Here is a 16,678-nt window from a genome sequence, read left to right on the forward strand (position 1 = left end):
ACTCGGGATTTGTACTGTTCAACATATTCGAACTATCCATAATTTCGGTGGTCTTCTGGTGTGGGTGTTACTGACGCCCAGGAGATGATGATGAAAAATGAAGCTGTATTTCCTGCCCAGGCGCGGGCATGGATGGAAGATAGTGTTCTGCAGCCTTATATCTCGGAGTTCTCCTCCGACCTTGAGCACGAGCGTTACGCGGCGGCGACCAGAGGCCACTATCTGTCTTGCGCTGGGCATTTCGCTGCATGGGTAACGCAGCAGGGATTGAAGATTGAGCAAGTGGACGAAAAGAGCACCGCCCGCTTTGTCGCTGAACACCTGCCACACTGTAATTGCCCGTCACGAGCCCGGCGAAGCGGCAACGACTTTAAGACGTCTCTTGCACATTTGCTGCACACACTTCGCACGTGTCGCGTTATCCCCAACGAAGAGATAGTTCGGGACCCTTTGCAGGATGAACTCGACCGTTTTGATCGCTTCATGGAGGAAGTCAAAGGGCTTGCTCGTAGTACACGACGGCATAGCGTGGCTGTGGTTCGCCGATTTCTGACCAGGAAATATGCATCGGGATCTATTTCCCTGGCAAGGATCCAGCCCAAAGACATCAGTAGATTCGTGTTGGGCGAGCAAACAACATACGCCCAGGGAACGATTAAGCTCTTCTGCGGAATCATCCGCAACTATCTTCAGTTTCGGGCGTTCACTGGGGACTCGGTCCAGAGGCTCCTTGATGCCGTTCCGAACGTGGCACGCTGGCGTCTTGCATCTCTGCCGGAGACACTCTCCGAGCAAGAAGTTCAGCAACTGCTCGATTCTTTCGGACAACCGAGCCGGGCGGCCAAGAGAGACTACGCCATGGTGCGTTGTATGACAGATCTTGGCATGCGAGCCTGTGAGGTTATTCAGTTACGCCTCTCGGACATCGACTGGCGCGCCGGCACGATTCGGCTAGTTGCAAACAAGTCCCGGCGCACCGACGTTCTTCCCTTGCTAGCAGAGACTGGAAGTGCCATCGCTGAGTATCTTCGGGCGGAACGGCCCCGGACTTCCAACCGTGCCATGTTTGTTCGTCATTGCGCGCCATACGATAAGCCCGTCAAGGCTAACGTAGTTCGCAAAGCGGTGATGCAAGCATATCGAAGATGCGGACTGCCATATTCACGAGTTCACATCCTTCGTCACAGTCTGGCGAGCAGGCTACTCCTGGCCGGAAGTCCACTCAAGGAGATCTCCGACATTCTGCGGCACCGCTGCCTCGACACCTCGATGATTTACACCAAGGTCGATGTAAACAAGCTCAGTACCGTCGCCATGCCTTGGCCGGGGAGGTCGCTATGACTTCACAGCGCTCGATGCAGTCTCTGGTTAAGGACTATCTCGATGAGCGTCGCCGCTGCGGGTTTGCTCTCACCTCTCCTGCATTTCAGTTGATGGCTTTTGCTCGCTTTGCAGACCAATCGGGCCATCGCGGCCCACTGACGCGCCGCATCATCTTGGACTGGGTTCAGGGCCAGAGGCCATCTGCTAAGCGCATGGCTTGGGCTGCCCGATTAATGATCATAAGGCCGTTTGTCGCATATCGCGCGCGATTTGATCCCCGAACAGAGATTCCCGACGCGCGCATGTTTGGTAAAGGGTATGTACGTGTCACTCCGCACATTTACACGAATCAGGAGATCCTCGATCTTCTGGATGCTGCCAGAAGGATGAGGCCGTGTGGAAGGTTCCGTCCGGCTACTTACGAGACACTGTTTGGACTATTGGCCGCCACGGGACTGCGCATCTCAGAAGCATTACATCTGCGATACGCGGACGTCGACTTCACGCGTGGGATTGTGACGGTACGACAGACCAAGTTTTCGAAGTCGCGGCTCGTGCCTCTCCATCCCACAGTTTGTGCAGCATTGGAGCGGTATATAGCTGTGCGACAGCGATATTCGCCAGTGTCCCCGGAAGCATTCGTCTTCGTCTCCTCCGATGGCGCGTCCTTGCCAGTTCGCACTGTTCAGAGCGTTTTCGCGCAATTGCGTATGGACCTTGGATGGAGTTCACGCGGCGCTCGCGCCGTGCCCCGCATCCACGATCTGCGACATACGTTTATCTGCCGGCGCGTCCAACTCTGGTACCAGCAGGGTGCCAGCATCGAAAACGGGATGGCTGCCCTTTCGACTTATGTTGGACATGGTAGCGTCTCAGAGACCTATTGGTACCTTACCGGCATTCCAGAACTGATGGCCATCGCCGGCAGGAACTTCGAAAAACTCGCAGCGAAGTCTCGGGAGGACAACCGTGGCTAAACCTTCATTGGCCCCGACTTTTGCCACCCTGCTGCAACGCTTCTTCATTGATCATCTCCAGCGGGATCGGGCGCTCAGTTCCTGCACGATCTCTGCCTATCGAGACACCTTCAAGCTGTTGCTCTGTTTTGCCGAAAAGCGGCTCGGAAAGTCACCAGCCAAATTCACCCTGGCTGATCTCGACCAAGATCTTCTGCTTGCCTTCCTCGATTATCTGGAACGCAAGCGCAACAACACGATCCGCAGTCGAAACGCCCGTCTCGCCGCCCTCCGGACATTTCTGAAATACGCAGCTCATTACGATGTGAAGGAACTTGCCGTCGTTGAACGATCGCTGGCGATCCCGGCAAAGCGCTATGACAGACCCATGCTCGGTTTTCTGTCGCGGCCAGAGATCGAGGCTGTTCTTGATGCGCCGGACCCGTCCACATGGACCGGGCAACGCGACCGTGCACTACTGACCATGCTTTACAACACCGGAGGACGAGTGTCGGAAATCATCGGCATTCGCCTTAAAGATCTAATTCTGGAGCATTCGCCCTGTGTCCATCTCCACGGAAAAGGACGCAAAGACAGAAGCGTTCCATTGTGGGGCTCTACCGTTTCGCTCCTGCGGAGATGGATACGGCGCCTCGATTCCACAGAAGAACCTAGCTACCTGCTTCCGAATCGCGGCGGAACGCTAATGACTCGCTCCAATGTGACGCAGCGTCTGGAACTCGCCGTCCGCGCCGCCGCCCTGAAGTGTCTGTCGTTGCGGCAGCGGACCATCTCCCCGCACATCATTCGCCACACAACCGCCATGCACCTTCTTCAGTCCGGTGTCGATATTACCGTGATTGCATTATGGCTTGGTCATGAAAGCCCAACAACCACTCACATGTATATCGAAGCCGACCTCTCGATGAAGCAACGCGCTCTTGATCGCTTGCAGCCCGCAAAAACAAGTGGCCTTCGGTACCAGCCTCCTGACCAACTTTTGCGGTTTCTTGAGAGTCTGTGAAATTATGCGCAGCGCCTGCTCTCGCCAACCGCACAGGCGCCCAGTTCCAGAGGCCAGACCTGAGCGGCGCTGCGCATAATCAGAAACTTTGCATAACGCCGCGTCTGCGCAAATCCAGAATGCCCCGTGCATCACGCACGGAAGCAGCCGACCACCGCCGATGCTGTCATCAAAGCCGAGCAGGAGCAGCGCCGCCGAGAGGAAGCAATCGCACAAGCAACCGGCTTGCGGGTGTTGAGCGCCATCGTTGACGCCGTGCCCGTTCGCCTGATGAAGCGCGACCTGCTTTTCGTGGTTGATCATCTGGCCACAATGCTGGACGAACGTCGCCTTGCCATCGTTCTCCGTCAGCATGGCATCGGCAAAGCAAAGGCCACCGACGCCGATACACCGGCAAAAATGCTGGCCGCTTTTATCCGCAAAGCCGACGAGTCCACACTTGGACACTTGCTCGTGGAGATCGTCATTCTCCACTCAACCCACTCGCCAGCCGACTCCGGCAAGGTGCTCAAAGAAGCCGCCGAACTGTACAAGGTGGACGTGAACGTCATCACCGCCAAGGTCAAGCAGGAGTTCGCCGCAAAGGACAAGGCAAAGGCTATAAAGAAGGCAGCGCCGCAGCCACCAGCAAAGGCAGTCAAGGGAACCAAGGCGGCATAACCTCAACCAGTCACCGGCGGAGCCTCCCACCCAGGCTCCGCCATTTTTTTGTGCTCCTGCCCGTCTTCCCACCCTTATTTGCGCTCCCGCTTCAGCGGGAGGCCATTTCTGGCCCGCCCGACGGTCATGAGCGCCCCACTGCGCGGCGCGCTTTAGATTCTGACTACGGCAACTGAGCTATTCGGTCGATTTGACGGCTCGTTTGTTTGATACTCGGCGATTTATCGCTCGTCGAGAAAGAGATAAGGCTGTTCTGGCGATCATTTGTCCGGAAAGCCGGTTAATCGTCTAAATTGACTGCCGAGGATCAGTAAGCAAAGGCCGAATTATCGGCAAATCAATGTAGATGAATGGGTTGGCGGCCTAGTGTTACTCTTAGACAGTTCCTTTGCCCCGATTTCGGGCTGGCGGTGTGATTTGGCATCCTTCCGTTATCGTGCTCCCAAGACCGACGACGAGTTCGAAGAGTTTTGCCTCGCCCTCTATCAGGCTCACCTGAAGATGCCGGGACTCAAGCGGTATGGCAGACGTGGCCAGCGCCAGCATGGCATAGACATCATCGACCTCGAATTCCCTCCGCCCCATGTCGCGATTCAATGCAAAGCAGAAGACCTCGAAGCAGTCTATGCCGAGAAGAGTCTGCGCGCTGAGGTAGATAAGGCGCTGACTGCCCCGTTCAGGCTCAAGCGCTACATTGTCCTCACGACCTCCAAGACATCGACAGAATTGCAGATTGCCATCTCTCAGATCAACGCGGAACACATGGAGGCTGGCGGGTTCATCGTCGAGTTCAAAGGGTGGGAAGAGATTGAGCGGATTCTCGACCAAAATCCCGAGGTTGCGCAGGACAAGCTCACGATTATCACCAACACACAGCTTGTGGCAGTCAACGACAACCTTGCGGGTATCTCCTCTGCCGTTGCGGAAGTAAAAAGCGCCGTCACGAATAACCAGTTCGATGCGGAGATTTCAGAGGCGAAGGAGGAAATCGAGCGCCGGGACTTTGCACTTGCGAAGCAGAAGCTTTCTCGGCTGCGCCGCGATAAATGGGACAATCTCACCGACGAGCAGCGCTTTCTGGTCATTGCCAACCTCGGCCATATCGAGGCTGCCAAGAACCTTGCCAAACCAGCCTCAGCCCTTCTGTTCCAGTCGATCCAGTACGCCAAGGGCACCATGAAAAATCGAGAGGTCGAGGCCCAGGCCTACGCTCTTCGCAACGAGCACGAGAAAGCCTACGAATTGGCCAGTGCGTTGAAGGTCGATCACCCCGAATCGTGGAAAGCAACTATGCTGCTGATCCATAGCGCCCCGCTTTCCGAGAAAGTGGACGACCTCATCGCGCGAGCATCTAGCTCAGATCTGGTGCGGCAAGAAGTTTGCATCACGATTGCAATGCGGGCCCTGAGTGCTCGTCTGTATGTAACTGGCCGGAAATACGCCCAAGACGCGATAGACAACGCAGAGAACCCTTGGCCCATCTCCAAGATCACGCTGGCCCAATGCACGTCGCATAACGTTCTGTTGGGCAGTGGGGCAAAACCCATAGAGGGATTCTCCGAAACCGACATGAAGCTGCTGAAAGAGGCAGATGACCTTTTCAAGGAAGGGATTGCCCGTGCGATAGAACGCGATGAGAACTACATCGCCGCTCAGGCTATGATGGAGCGCGCGGGCATTACGGAAATACTCGGCGATGAAAAAGGCGCTCGACTGCTTGTCGAAGATGCCTGTCGTCTCGCCCCGGATGAGCCGAATACGCAAGCGGGATACGCTCTGCTGCAACATCGTTTGGGCGACACAGACCGTGCAATCTCCATTATGGAGCAAACACCCTACACCGGACCCGGTGGCGGTGGCCTCAAGCGTCAGTTTGCTGGGTTCTTGCTGAGCCGGGCGCATAACGATGACGAACAGCGTGCAGCTGATCTGCTCAAGGAAATTTGCCTCTTAGACGAGCCACTTAGTCAGGACTTCCGATACACAACATTCGCGGAAACGTTAGGCGTGCTCGCAAAATTGGGCCGTATCTCCGAGGGGCAAGCTCTGATCGATGCCGCCACTTCGCAGATGCTGAGTTCGGTGGCGCGTTCGGCCCTGACTGCTCGACTGTTTTGGCTGATGAAGGACAACGTGTCAGCCAATACTTGCCTTGAAACTGCCGTAGCAGCAATCTCGGGCGATTCGGTCGATACCGAGATCGAGCTTATGGCGGCGACTTACACCGCCATCGGCGAGTATCGCCAGGCCCTCGGCTTGTGGCGGCGCGTGGCGGGCGTCCATAATCCGCTTGCCACGCATCAAGCCATGGTTTGCGCTCAGCGCCTTGGCGACCACGCAACTGTTCTTGACTTGTGCCGGGAAGTGCGTGAGGCCGGAGCGGCCACGGAGGAATCAACTCAGGCCGAAGTGGACCTGCTTCTGGAGGACGACTTTGAGGGTGCTATCGCGATCTTGAAATTGTTCCTTGAGCGCCATCCTGACAATGCCGTGATTCGTTTGCGTATTTCTTACGCAGCAATCCAGCACGCTCGCCCGGACCTTCTTCAGCGTCCAGAGGATGCGCTTCCTGATACGGCGACGGTGACGCCGTACTTCGCCCGCGCTGTCACCTACTTCCTCAAGTGCACAAAGCGCCACGAGGAAGCCCTTCGCTACGGCTACGAGGTGCTGCACCGCTACTTCGATGACGTTGATGCCCACCGTGCCTATATGCTTTTGTTCGCCCCATTGGGGCCGCCCATCGAGATCACCACGCACGACAAGGCCGGGCCGGGCTGTGCTGTTGAATACCTTGAGCACGGCACAGACATTTTTCGTTGGCATGTGATTGAGGATGTATTAAAGCCCGACTCAAAGCTGAATGAGTTTGCACCGGATCACCCAATTTCACAGGCCCTTCTCGGCAAGAGTGCGGGTGATGTAGTGCTACTTGCGCCCGGCAGGATTTCGGAACGCCCAGCGACAATTAGGCAAATTCTGAGTAAATACGTCTACCGCTACCAGTGCTGCATGAATGAATTGCAACTTCGCTTCCCGGAAGCAACCGAGCTGCAATCGATGCAACTGCCGCGTCAGGCGGATGGTGAGTTTGACCTTACCGAGCTACGCGCCAAGATGGAGCAGCAGCTTCTCGGTAAGCAGCAAGCGATACAGATGTATTCTGCTCAAGCGCTGCCACTGCATTTCGTTGGGAGAATCCTCGGTGAAAGTGCCTTCGAGGCAGTCCTTCATTTGGCGAATGATCCCAAGTCCATCGTTCGGTGCGCACCAGAGAACCAGCAGCAACGAGTATTCGCGGCAATGGGATTGAGTGCGGCGGCGGAGATTGTCCTTGACCTTTCGGCCATCGCCACTCTGTTCCTTTGTGATGCCATGGACCTTTTAACCAAGCTAAACCTGCCCATCATCATCTCTCAGGGATGTGCCGAAGAGATCGACAGGATCACGGGCAAGACGCATGACGGCTCACCGCGCGCCGGGCTTCGTATTGGTTGGCAGGACGAGCAGATGGCGGGATTCGAGGTCACGGAACAACAATATGCCGAAAGAGACCAGCATTTCGCGAATCAACTAGAGAAAGTACGCGCTATCGCTGTGGTAGAGCCATGCCGCGAACTTTCGGCCATGTCGGAGGAAGCCAAGAAGCCTCTAATTGCCATATTTGGCAGGTACGGCACGCAAGCAATGCTGCTTGCCAAGAAACCAGGCCGCGTTTTGTGGTCCGACGATTTCGTCCAGTCCAGCATCGCCATCAAGGAGTATGGCGTCCGTGTCGCCTGGACAGAGCTTGTCGTCGCCAACTTGGAATCAAGAGGCTTCCTGTCCCGCAAAGACGCGATTGCAGCCGTGACCACGATGCTCGGTTACCGCTATGAGGTTGTGACAATCACTCCCGCGATCTTCGTTGAATCTGCCCGTCGCGCATCTTTTGATAAAAGCGTTCCTCCCTTCAGCCATGCGCTCGTGCCCTTTATCAATCTGCGCATCACTGAGAACATCTTTGCCATCATCGGCGGGATTGCGTCAGAGATCATTCGCGAGGTCGCTGACAATAAAGATCGCGCCAATGTCATCCGTAGCCTTCTAGAAACAATTGCCGCGAGGCGTGACGGAATCAAAGTCCTCGGTCTCATTTCACGGGCCTTTCAGGGTGCACAGTTGCCATGGCGCGATGAGTGGGTGCCAATTATCAACGATGTCATGACTAGTGCGGCGATTGACTTTATCAATAAGGTCAACCCGTGAGTTGTAGCCTCATGTGATTGCGGCTTCAGTTTTTCCCCGCCAGCAATATCACTACTGCGCAGTCACCTCGTGAGAAAATAGCTATAGCGCCGCGCGTCCTATTGCACTCGCACAAATTTCCCAACAAATCGATTGTCTGTTGCCGCTTTTAGACCGAGCCTGCCGAGTTGATTAATTCTCAGAAAATCGCATCTCGCCACTTTGACGTATAGTCGCTGTCTCGGACAGGTGAATGACTCTTCAACGGTTGAGAGGCCATTGCGCTCAGAGAGTGCTTAGAACTTATCCGTAAATAGTTGATATACTTTACGTATGAAGTCTTGGGCGATATCGGATGCGTTTTTTAATCTGTCTGCCGTCTGCCGTCTGCCCGCTGCCCGTTTGATTTCCGTCTTGCGTGTGCCAACGCTGTACGCCGGGTCTGCTCTTGACTACTTAACGGGCTATCGCCGAAAGCCGCAGACTATATCGGAAACCAATTTTGCGCTAAACTCTTTCATTACAGGTAGTCGCACGTAGGGATTTGGAACCAGAGGTGTTTTTTCTTCCTGAACCAGCGAAGGATTTCGCAAGAAGGAGAAATCGTCCATGGCAAACGACTCCAGCCTCTCCCGCCCCAAACTCATGCATTTCCATTTGTGTGCACATTGCGGCAGCACATTCCGCAGAGAGCTATTTGAAGGCCGAGCGCTCACCTCGGGAATCTTTCCCTGCCCGAAGTGCGGCCTTGAGGGGCCTCTAAATATAACGATCCAAGAGGTTGAAGAGAACGATCATTCATCCGCCTAACGGCAGACGCGCTTGAAGGACAGGTGGAGCACTACTCAACTTTCGTCCAGCAGCACGAACAAACTCACTGACCAGCCGTGACCTTTCGTCCGCCCTTGTGGCGAGCTTTGTAACCAGCTTCAATCGTTCTTCGACAAGTGGCCGCATTGTAATTTCGTCGCGCGCAATCCGCCACGCCCCCGTGCGGGTTAAAAACGCGACCCCTTTGTGATTCAAGACCAGTTCCGATGCCTCTTCGGCTGTCATGACATAGTGCACATCAGTAGCAATGACTCCTTTCTCCGAAGTTGTCCGTTGAATCAACTCGTAGAGATGAGGATTCGCGTGCTGCGCAGGGAGAATCCAATCACGAGCACTCAAATCTTGTAGATGAAGTTCTTTTTTCCACGCAAGGGGATCGTCCATGGACAGGGCAATGTAGATCGGATGCTCTGCGACCGTCAGAAGACTGAGCTTGGGAGCATCAGGAACTGCGGTAATCAATGCCATGCTCAATTTCCCTGCAATGACTTCACGTGCCAGTTCGTGCGAATAATTGCTCCACAGCTTTATCCGAAGGCCGGGATACAGTGGCAGTCGAACCGACTGGAGAGTGGTGACCAGATAAGGATCGGTATAGGCTGACTTCCCGACATTGAGAATCTCGTCCGCTCCGCGAAACACTGCGGAGGCATTCAAAACGGCGCGTTCAGCGTGCAGAACTGCATCTCGCGCCTCTTCCACGAAGTGGCGACCAGCATCGGTCAATTCGACGAACTGGTGATTGCGCACGAAAAGCCGAAAACCAAGCTGAAATTCCAACTCAAGAATTCGCCTACTGAGAGTCGATTGGCCGATTCGCAGCCGTTCGGCGGCCCGCGAGAAGTTTAATTCTTCAGCCAGCGCAATCGCCGCCTGTAGCAATCGGATCTCTGGTAGCACCATAGCCATCCTCCGAACCGAAAACCAAGGCAGGATAGCAACCGCAAGAAAAACAATGTACCCGCAGCATTGTAGCGACGGGGAATATGATGCCGATTCGATGCTCTTCAAATCGACGCGGTTGCATAAATATTGCGCCAGAATGCTCGTTATTCCATTTGTGCATAACGGACTCCCTACTTTTCATTGGACGTATCGAAGCAGCCATCCCCATGATGGGAAATACTTTGGCCTCCGTTCCAGTCAAAAGGCCGGGCCAAAATCAAAAACAGGCCATCACCGTGCGGATTTAGCGCATGGAAAAACCATGAAAGTTGAGCAAAGGAGAGGATGCATGGATCACCCTGTAGAAAAGCTTCTCTATTCCCGACGTGACACCGCCGAGGCACTCAGCTTGAGCATTCGTTCGATTGATTACCTCGTCACAACCGGTCGTCTTTCTGCTCGCCGTGTTGGGGGCAAGATTCTTATTCCAGCAAGTGCGATCAGAAGATTCGCCAGAGAAGATCACCCGGATTCAGTCCGCTCTGTCATTCCGCGAGCACCCGATCATGCAATGACCGGTCAAGATTCTCAGGCAGCACTGACCGGTCGCTTTCAGCCGCAAAGTGAACGGCCAGATGACACAAAGCCACTTGCGATGAATGGAAGCGAGTGATTCACACGCCATTAAGCAGTATCCGAATCCAGCCTCTCGATGGCAGCCTGGTTATGTTCAGGCGCGAGATGCGCATACCTCGTCGTCATGGAAATGGTCTTGTGCCCCGCGAGTTCCTGCACCGTTCGGAGATTTACATCCTTCATGACCAGACGACTGATGAAGGTGTGGCGCAGATCATGCCAGCGAAAGTTCAGAACCTTAGACGCCTCAATAGCCAACTCAAACCATTTTCGAGGATTGTTCAGATCCTGGCCGTACTTGGACTGAAAGACTCTGCCATCGTGTGGCCGGGTTGCATGGAGCGCTTCAAAGACCTTGAGGCACGTCCTGTTCAGCGGAATCTCGCGGTCGCTTCCGTTCTTCGTCTTCTCCAGACGGATGCGCTTACGATCCAGCGACACCTCCGACCACTCCAAACTGAACTGCTCACTCTTCCGCATCCCTGTATTTAGTGCAACATCGAACTCCGGCAGATGGATGGGGAATTGTTTGGTGATAGCTTCGCGCAGCCGCCTCTCTTCGTCGTTTGACAAAAATCGGATGCGGGCATTGTTCTCCGCTCTCTGCTCAACCAGGTGCGCAGGGTTGCTGGTCACTTTGCCGTCGGCCAGAGCAATCTTGAACGTCTTCCCAAAAACATTCTTGTAGCGGTTCTTCGTTGCCGGACTCCAGTCGTGAGCGCCGATCCAGGTATCGATCTCGGATGGCTTGATCTCGTCCGCGACTCTCTCGCCGAACGCCTCCACGATGAATTTCATCCTGCCCGTGAAGTTGCGAATGTCTTTGCGCTCGTGGTTGATGTACCAGTCGATGGCTTCCTGGGCGATCACGGCAAATTTGACGCCCTTGTGCTTCATGTTCGCCGGGAGCTTCACGCCACGAACCACGTCGGCCTTCCGCAGGGCATACAACTTCATGGCATCGCCACGACGGCCCACCTTCTCGCGGTGCTCAACGCCATCCACCTTGAAGCGAATCCACCAGATGCCGGAGCCGGGAACTTTCTCAAAGATGCCGCGCTCCTTGCGAACTACCTTTCTCGGCATAGGAATTGTCCTCCTAATGCGATCCTAGCAAAGTCGGAACAAAGCGGCCCCAAAAGCGGCACCAGCACTATTTTTATGATTCACAAGAGGCTGACACGCCTATCTAAACCATTGATTTAATTGGTACCCGGAGGGGGACTTGAACCCCCACGACCTTGCGGTCTGCGGATTTTAAGTCTATTTATTGGCTATTCGCGCCATATCGCACAACGTCGCACGGTGAAGAGTAAGACTATATAATTCAACAAGATATTGAATATTTTATTTTGCACTACCGCGCACAATAGCGAACAGAATTCCTGAACAAAGTATCACTACCAGTATCACCAGAACAGGACAGACACGCAGCGGATTTTCGGTCCGCCAGTCCATCCCAGTGATACTTCCCTGGGATACTTTTCGCGTTCAGAACTCGGATTCTCGTCTGCTCAGTGCTGAAGGTGTTCTCTCTATGGATAGCGTGCTGGCACTCAGCCTTCCCCTTGATTATCTCTATAACGTACCCGGATGGTCGGAGATGGTTAAGGTGAGACGGGTTCTTTGACGTGACACAATCCATGTTTCTGCCTGGCGATCAGGAACCACAGGTTTATGCGCTACTTCATCGATTCAACTTGTTATTCGTTCCCCCAAGGATGCAGATAAGATACGATGGATTCGGCCATCCCAGGAATTGCCAGCACCGATAAAACAGTTTGGAGGCGCTATTGCCATGACGGTAAAAATCATTATATTTTTGGCTAATGATGGTTTCAATGTGCTTGTCTCAGGTCCATTGAAGGATGTCCCCATACGCGTCCGCAGTTTTGACAACCGCGCAACTATGCTTGCGCTCTTGAAGAATCTGCATCTGATCTGCCCAGAAGATGTGCAGAATCTGGAAGAGTACAAGTTCCTGAACTCCTGTCCAGTATATTCCGCCGAAATCGACGAAGAGATGCTAGAAGCACATGGATTTCACAAGCCTTAAATGATCGTTTCTCTGCTACTTCTGTTTTTCAAGCCAAGCCAGATAATCACGTAAGATGTTGACCAGGCCCCTACCGCCTTCTGTCAACTCCACTAGATTTTCCTTCTCAAGAAATATCTGGCATCCCACGCGTATGGAAAGTTCATGAGTCCGCGCGCGCAAAACAGAAGGGGCGATATGCAGCTTTTGCGCTGCTGCGGAAAAGCTCTGTTCATCGGCAAGGACTACCATCCAGTGCAGAAATTCTGCTGAAATGTATTCGGGCATGTGCTACTCCAAGTCCCGCAGCCGGTGTGTTTTGAGCGCCTCAGCCTGCTCCAATCCGGCATCTGCAATCGAACTTGGAGCTTTGGCTATGATCGCGTTGTCGCACCAGAATTCACCGTTATCAAGAGAGGTACACGACAGCCTATCTCAGCTTAAAGATCTGAAGCGTCGTGTGGCCCTTGCCGAAAGCTACCTCGGTGCCCAATTCCGCGGTGGCGAGGAAGTCCGTCGGCTTTGCCAACCCGTGAGCGATCAGTGCGTCCATCAATGGCCCCAGCGCAAGACTGCCTTTGCTGCGCGGCTCGGTGTCAATCAGACAGAGGGTCTTCCATGATTTGTCTGGATTGTCTTTGGGTGTCTCGAAGATGGCCTCGTAGGTGCGACCGCCGATCTTCAACTTCATATGACGGCCTTTGTAAACGTCCGAAGGCTTTAGGCCATGGTTCATGGTCCAAATGCATAGATTGCTCACAATATCATTTTTGGCAGGATGGTCGGAGCTGGTAATCCAGAAGTCAAAACTTGCGAGCCAGAGCCCGTTGGCGACAGTGACGAAGTCGAAGTCGAGGGTTTGGCGAGCTTCGGACAGTCGGCGGGGTAGCTGGTTCCCTGCATGCAATTCCGCCGCACCGGCGATCCCGCCGACATCGCTCCACGGCGAACGCCCGATAAGCACCTCGGGATAGCTCTTCAACTCCGGTCCACCGCTCTCCGGCCAATCCCAATTCCAGCCAGCGTTGTTCTTGCCGCGAAAGATGGACTGCTTGTAATTCGTGATGTTGCCCTTGCCGTAGACATTGTTATCCAGCACGGCTCCGGGGATGTCGAGTAGGACTGAGTCTTCCGTGCGCACATCGACAGGAGCGACCTCTGAGTTGGTCTGCGCGAATACTACCGGAACCGACGAGGACGCAACCAGAATTAACGAAAGCATAAACAGAGTCTGCTTGAACATGATGCCCTCCTGCGCTGAGCGGATTGTAGAGTGCTTCTTGCGCACGCTGCCCGCGCTCAGCGATTGAGCCAGGCGCGGGCAAACAAACTGCGGGTAGGACTATTTCTCTTGCCCCAGTCGGAAGTCCGAGATACTCTGCTGGGTCAGCGTTACGTCCTCAAAGAGCGCGGACGTCCCTTCGCCAAGCGGAGACTGCGCACTGACGCCAACCCAAAGCGATGTCGGGTATTCATTCTTGAAGAGGCGAATCAACTGCCAGCTTTTCTTGTCGAGCGAGTAGTAGAAACCGACGGTCTTCGTGTCCGAAGAGATCTTCATGTAGACGCTCTTCGCCGTGATCACGTCGTGGTTGTTGTCGTCCGAGGTGCCAGTGGTGCGAACGCTGACCATGCGATGTTTGCCGCGCTCGTCCATCTCCATCGCCATTTTCAGCCACAGGTCATCCTTTACCCAGATGTAGAGCGTTCCGGCATCATAGGTCTTCAAAAACGTTGGCGTGATCTTCGCCGTCAAGGTAAATGGCTTCGAGTTGTCAACCTGAGAAAGCAGAACAGGTGCAGTGTTGTTCGATAGCTTCCCGTCCGGATCACGGAAGTTATCGCGCTTCGCTTCACTCGAAAGCGTCAAATTTCCGTCACTCACTTTGGCATGGTCGGCAGCTCCATTGAGAGCGCGAGTGAAGGTGATTCCAGGCAAGGCAATGTGACATTCCTTATCCCCCAGGTTCTGGGCTGACGCGAGAACAGGCACACAAAGAGAGAGAATCGGCAGCATGGAGAGTAGCATTTTCATGATTTCTGTTTCTTCCTTTTCTGACATACCCTGAATGGGAATGTCTGAACAACGTTGATAGAGGTTCACAAATACTGAAGCAGAAGGTTCAGCGATAGCCTGAAAGCAGACCCCATCTTATCAAGTTCTACTTCGGCAACACAGCAGTTCCATTCACCATGAAGCGTAACTCCTGATTGGCGCAAATAGACGCCATATGGAACACGCGTCAGGATGCTTTTTCAAAAAGCGTGGCGATTGAATCCGGCGGAAGTTCGACACTCACTTCACGATTTCTCACACGCACTTGCACCTTCTGAGCAAGAGACGACTCATTCCGTAGCAGGACTGCAACGGAGCCATCTGGATTGACAAAAGCCAGGGCGTTGTCGCATGTTCCCGCTGTTTCCAGAGACTTGGCACCAAGATCAACATAGTGAGTCAGGTGTTTCATCAGATAGTAATCGTGGTTAAAGCGATAGGTCTTCGCAATGGGATCCACACTAACCAGCGAGTTTTGCGCCCATCCCCACGTGCTCGGAGTATTCATCTCCAACGAGATATTCCAGTACATGTAGGCAGAAGCCCCATTGCGGAAGTAGTGCTTCATCAGTTGCCAGCAGTATCCCGTGTAGGCCCAGGTATTCGCGCCGTCCCCGCATTCCTGCTCGGACTGGTAGATCAACAAATCTGGATGCTTGTCATGTATCTTTGGCAAAGCATTCTTGCCCGCCCATTGCACGCCCACACCCTTGATTACGCGCGCTATATCCTTGTCTGTCAGAATCGCATCCAATAACTGTGGATCTCCCCGCTCCAGCGTGCCGAAGAAAATGTCGACGCCACGCTTTTGCATCTCCGGTGCCAATGAACGCAGAAAGCGAGTTAACCCCGCAGGCGTCCATGTACAACTGGGAAAGTTTTGCGCAGAGTTGAATTCATTCTGCGGCATCACCATACCGACATCGATCCCCTCGGCACGATAGGCGTCGATGAAGCGGCCGAAATACCTGGCATAAGCTTCGAAGTAGCGTGGCTCCTGGATAAAGAAGTCCTCACCTTCGTGCCCAATCTGATCGGAGCGAATGCCGTTATCCGGCATACTCGGCCAGGACTTCGCTTCGGCGTAGAAGTGATTTCGCTTCATCCAGCTTGGCGGAGTCCATGGCGACGCCCAGAGACGCAGATGAGGCTGGTATTTCTGCGCCGCATGGATGAACGGGATCTGCGTGCTTTTGTCATGATCGATGCTGAAGTTCTTCAACTCGAAGTCGCCGTCGCTCTCGTCATAGCTGTAGGCGGCAGTGGAAAAATCATTTGCACCAATCGGCATGCGGCAATAGTTGAACCGTGCTCCGGCTTGCGGATCAAACAGTTCGTGCAAGATATTTTCCTGATCCTGCTTTTCGAGAACCTGAAGCGATCTCCAACCGAGTTCATTGAAGCAGCCACCAAATCCCAGGACCGGCTGCGCGCTCTCTCGAATCTGCTCGGGATCGATATTTAGATTGAGTTGCTCCCATGAAAAAGATGGCTTCAATGGCGTACCCTGCTGCCAGGCCGCTCCCTCTGTGGTGGTCATAAGCGTGACGCGATCATCGTGCAGTGGCTCGTTCGCGGGCAATTGCGCCACCGCTGAAATCGGCCGTGCGAGTGTGGCAATCGTTGTGCCCACAGCAACGCAAGCACCGCTCTTCAATATCTGGCGCCGGTTCAAAAACTCAGCGGACATATGTTTTTTGCCCCGTTCTTTCTCTCACTCTGTACCGAACGATGGATTGTGTGCATGAAAAGAGCGTCTTGCATCATGAACGGTGGAAACGCCCTGCAACGGAGAGCTGTCCGAAAGCAGCCCAATGCCAACCCATCGTGGAGTTCCGCAACTCAGAGCCCGCAGCCCCAAGATTTCAATGCGTATCAAAACTACAGCGTGCTTCAGACGAAGGAAAAGGATGAATCGGGAACATTACTGTCAGTGTAAAGCGTAACTATTTATTTATGTGCTATTTGCAAATTGTCATCTGACGGTATAGTACCTGGATTTCTGCCTTGCAAGGTGTTCATGTTCACTCTGATTTTCCTTTTCG

At 54.0% G+C, this 16,678-nt stretch carries 13 protein-coding genes; 7 read left to right on the plus strand and 6 right to left on the minus strand.

Annotated elements, in window-relative coordinates; translation table 11 throughout:
- The first annotated feature begins 84 nt into the window (after window positions 1-84).
- The 5 genes from ACOBR2_RS11300 (at window position 85) to ACOBR2_RS11320 (ending at window position 8,211) form a co-directional block, all read left to right on the plus strand.
- On the plus strand, window positions 85-1,341 hold the full coding sequence (locus ACOBR2_RS11300; protein WP_420236218.1) for a site-specific integrase: 1,257 nt from the start codon (window positions 85-87) through the stop codon (window positions 1,339-1,341).
- Window positions 1,338-2,300, plus strand: coding sequence for a tyrosine-type recombinase/integrase (locus ACOBR2_RS11305; protein WP_420236219.1), 963 nt, complete (start codon window positions 1,338-1,340; stop codon window positions 2,298-2,300). Before ACOBR2_RS11300 ends, ACOBR2_RS11305 begins: the two co-directional genes overlap by 4 nt.
- A complete protein-coding gene (locus ACOBR2_RS11310; protein WP_420236220.1) occupies window positions 2,293-3,303 on the plus strand; it encodes a tyrosine-type recombinase/integrase in 1,011 nt (336 codons plus the stop codon). The genes ACOBR2_RS11305 and ACOBR2_RS11310 overlap by 8 nt, the downstream gene beginning before the upstream one ends.
- A 126-nt stretch (window positions 3,304-3,429) precedes the next feature.
- Window positions 3,430-3,963, plus strand: coding sequence for a hypothetical protein (locus ACOBR2_RS11315; RefSeq protein WP_420236221.1), 534 nt, complete (start codon window positions 3,430-3,432; stop codon window positions 3,961-3,963).
- 417 nt (window positions 3,964-4,380) lie between these two features.
- The gene (locus ACOBR2_RS11320; RefSeq protein ID WP_420236222.1) at window positions 4,381-8,211 is read left to right on the plus strand and encodes a tetratricopeptide repeat protein; all 3,831 of its coding nucleotides are present in this window, start codon (window positions 4,381-4,383) and stop codon (window positions 8,209-8,211) included.
- Between the two features lie 777 nt (window positions 8,212-8,988).
- Here ACOBR2_RS11320 and ACOBR2_RS11325 read toward each other — a convergent pair.
- Window positions 8,989-9,924, minus strand: a complete 936-nt coding sequence (locus ACOBR2_RS11325) for a LysR family transcriptional regulator (protein WP_420236223.1) — start codon at window positions 9,922-9,924, stop codon at window positions 8,989-8,991.
- Window positions 9,925-9,976: 52 nt separating this feature from the next.
- Here ACOBR2_RS11325 and ACOBR2_RS11330 point away from each other — a divergent pair, with 52 nt between their 5' ends.
- Window positions 9,977-10,579, plus strand: coding sequence for a hypothetical protein (locus ACOBR2_RS11330; protein WP_420236224.1), 603 nt, complete (start codon window positions 9,977-9,979; stop codon window positions 10,577-10,579).
- A gap of 11 nt (window positions 10,580-10,590) precedes the next feature.
- Here ACOBR2_RS11330 and ACOBR2_RS11335 read toward each other — a convergent pair whose 3' ends face one another.
- Entirely contained in the window at window positions 10,591-11,628 is a 1,038-nt protein-coding gene (locus ACOBR2_RS11335) for a tyrosine-type recombinase/integrase (RefSeq protein WP_420236225.1), read from the minus strand.
- Between the two features lie 712 nt (window positions 11,629-12,340).
- Here ACOBR2_RS11335 and ACOBR2_RS11340 point away from each other — a divergent pair.
- Complete coding sequence (locus ACOBR2_RS11340; protein WP_420236226.1) at window positions 12,341-12,598, plus strand: hypothetical protein; 258 nt, start codon at window positions 12,341-12,343, stop codon at window positions 12,596-12,598.
- Window positions 12,599-12,613: 15 nt separating this feature from the next.
- On the opposite strand, the gene ACOBR2_RS11345 is transcribed toward ACOBR2_RS11340, so the two are convergent.
- From ACOBR2_RS11345 to ACOBR2_RS11360, 4 genes are all read right to left on the minus strand, one after another.
- The gene (locus ACOBR2_RS11345) at window positions 12,614-12,865 is read right to left on the minus strand and encodes a LysR family transcriptional regulator (protein WP_420236227.1); all 252 of its coding nucleotides are present in this window, start codon (window positions 12,863-12,865) and stop codon (window positions 12,614-12,616) included.
- Between the two features lie 142 nt (window positions 12,866-13,007).
- Window positions 13,008-13,820, minus strand: coding sequence for a hypothetical protein (locus ACOBR2_RS11350; RefSeq protein ID WP_420236228.1), 813 nt, complete (start codon window positions 13,818-13,820; stop codon window positions 13,008-13,010).
- A gap of 99 nt (window positions 13,821-13,919) precedes the next feature.
- Complete coding sequence (locus ACOBR2_RS11355) at window positions 13,920-14,612, minus strand: DUF1349 domain-containing protein (RefSeq protein WP_420236229.1); 693 nt, start codon at window positions 14,610-14,612, stop codon at window positions 13,920-13,922.
- Window positions 14,613-14,820: 208 nt separating this feature from the next.
- On the minus strand, window positions 14,821-16,224 hold the full coding sequence (locus ACOBR2_RS11360; RefSeq protein WP_420236230.1) for a glycoside hydrolase family 30 protein: 1,404 nt from the start codon (window positions 16,222-16,224) through the stop codon (window positions 14,821-14,823).
- Window positions 16,225-16,678 lie beyond the last annotated feature (454 nt).

This window comes from Telmatobacter bradus, from assembly GCF_048629425.1.
Classification (GTDB): domain Bacteria; phylum Acidobacteriota; class Terriglobia; order Terriglobales; family Acidobacteriaceae; genus Telmatobacter; species Telmatobacter bradus.

What these genes read in the sequence shown, in the direction of transcription:
- ACOBR2_RS11335 (WP_420236225.1), bottom strand. Translation starts at nt 11,628, where the DNA reads ATGCCGAGAAAGGTAGTTCGCAAGGAGCGCGGCATCTTTGAGAAAGTT.
- ACOBR2_RS11345 (WP_420236227.1), bottom strand. Translation starts at nt 12,865, where the DNA reads ATGCCCGAATACATTTCAGCAGAATTTCTGCACTGGATGGTAGTCCTT.
- ACOBR2_RS11355 (WP_420236229.1), bottom strand. Translation starts at nt 14,612, where the DNA reads ATGAAAATGCTACTCTCCATGCTGCCGATTCTCTCTCTTTGTGTGCCT.
- ACOBR2_RS11330 (WP_420236224.1), top strand. Translation starts at nt 9,977, where the DNA reads ATGTACCCGCAGCATTGTAGCGACGGGGAATATGATGCCGATTCGATG.
- ACOBR2_RS11305 (WP_420236219.1), top strand. Translation starts at nt 1,338, where the DNA reads ATGACTTCACAGCGCTCGATGCAGTCTCTGGTTAAGGACTATCTCGAT.
- ACOBR2_RS11300 (WP_420236218.1), top strand. Translation starts at nt 85, where the DNA reads ATGATGATGAAAAATGAAGCTGTATTTCCTGCCCAGGCGCGGGCATGG.
- ACOBR2_RS11325 (WP_420236223.1), bottom strand. Translation starts at nt 9,924, where the DNA reads ATGGTGCTACCAGAGATCCGATTGCTACAGGCGGCGATTGCGCTGGCT.
- ACOBR2_RS11350 (WP_420236228.1), bottom strand. Translation starts at nt 13,820, where the DNA reads ATGTTCAAGCAGACTCTGTTTATGCTTTCGTTAATTCTGGTTGCGTCC.
- ACOBR2_RS11340 (WP_420236226.1), top strand. Translation starts at nt 12,341, where the DNA reads ATGACGGTAAAAATCATTATATTTTTGGCTAATGATGGTTTCAATGTG.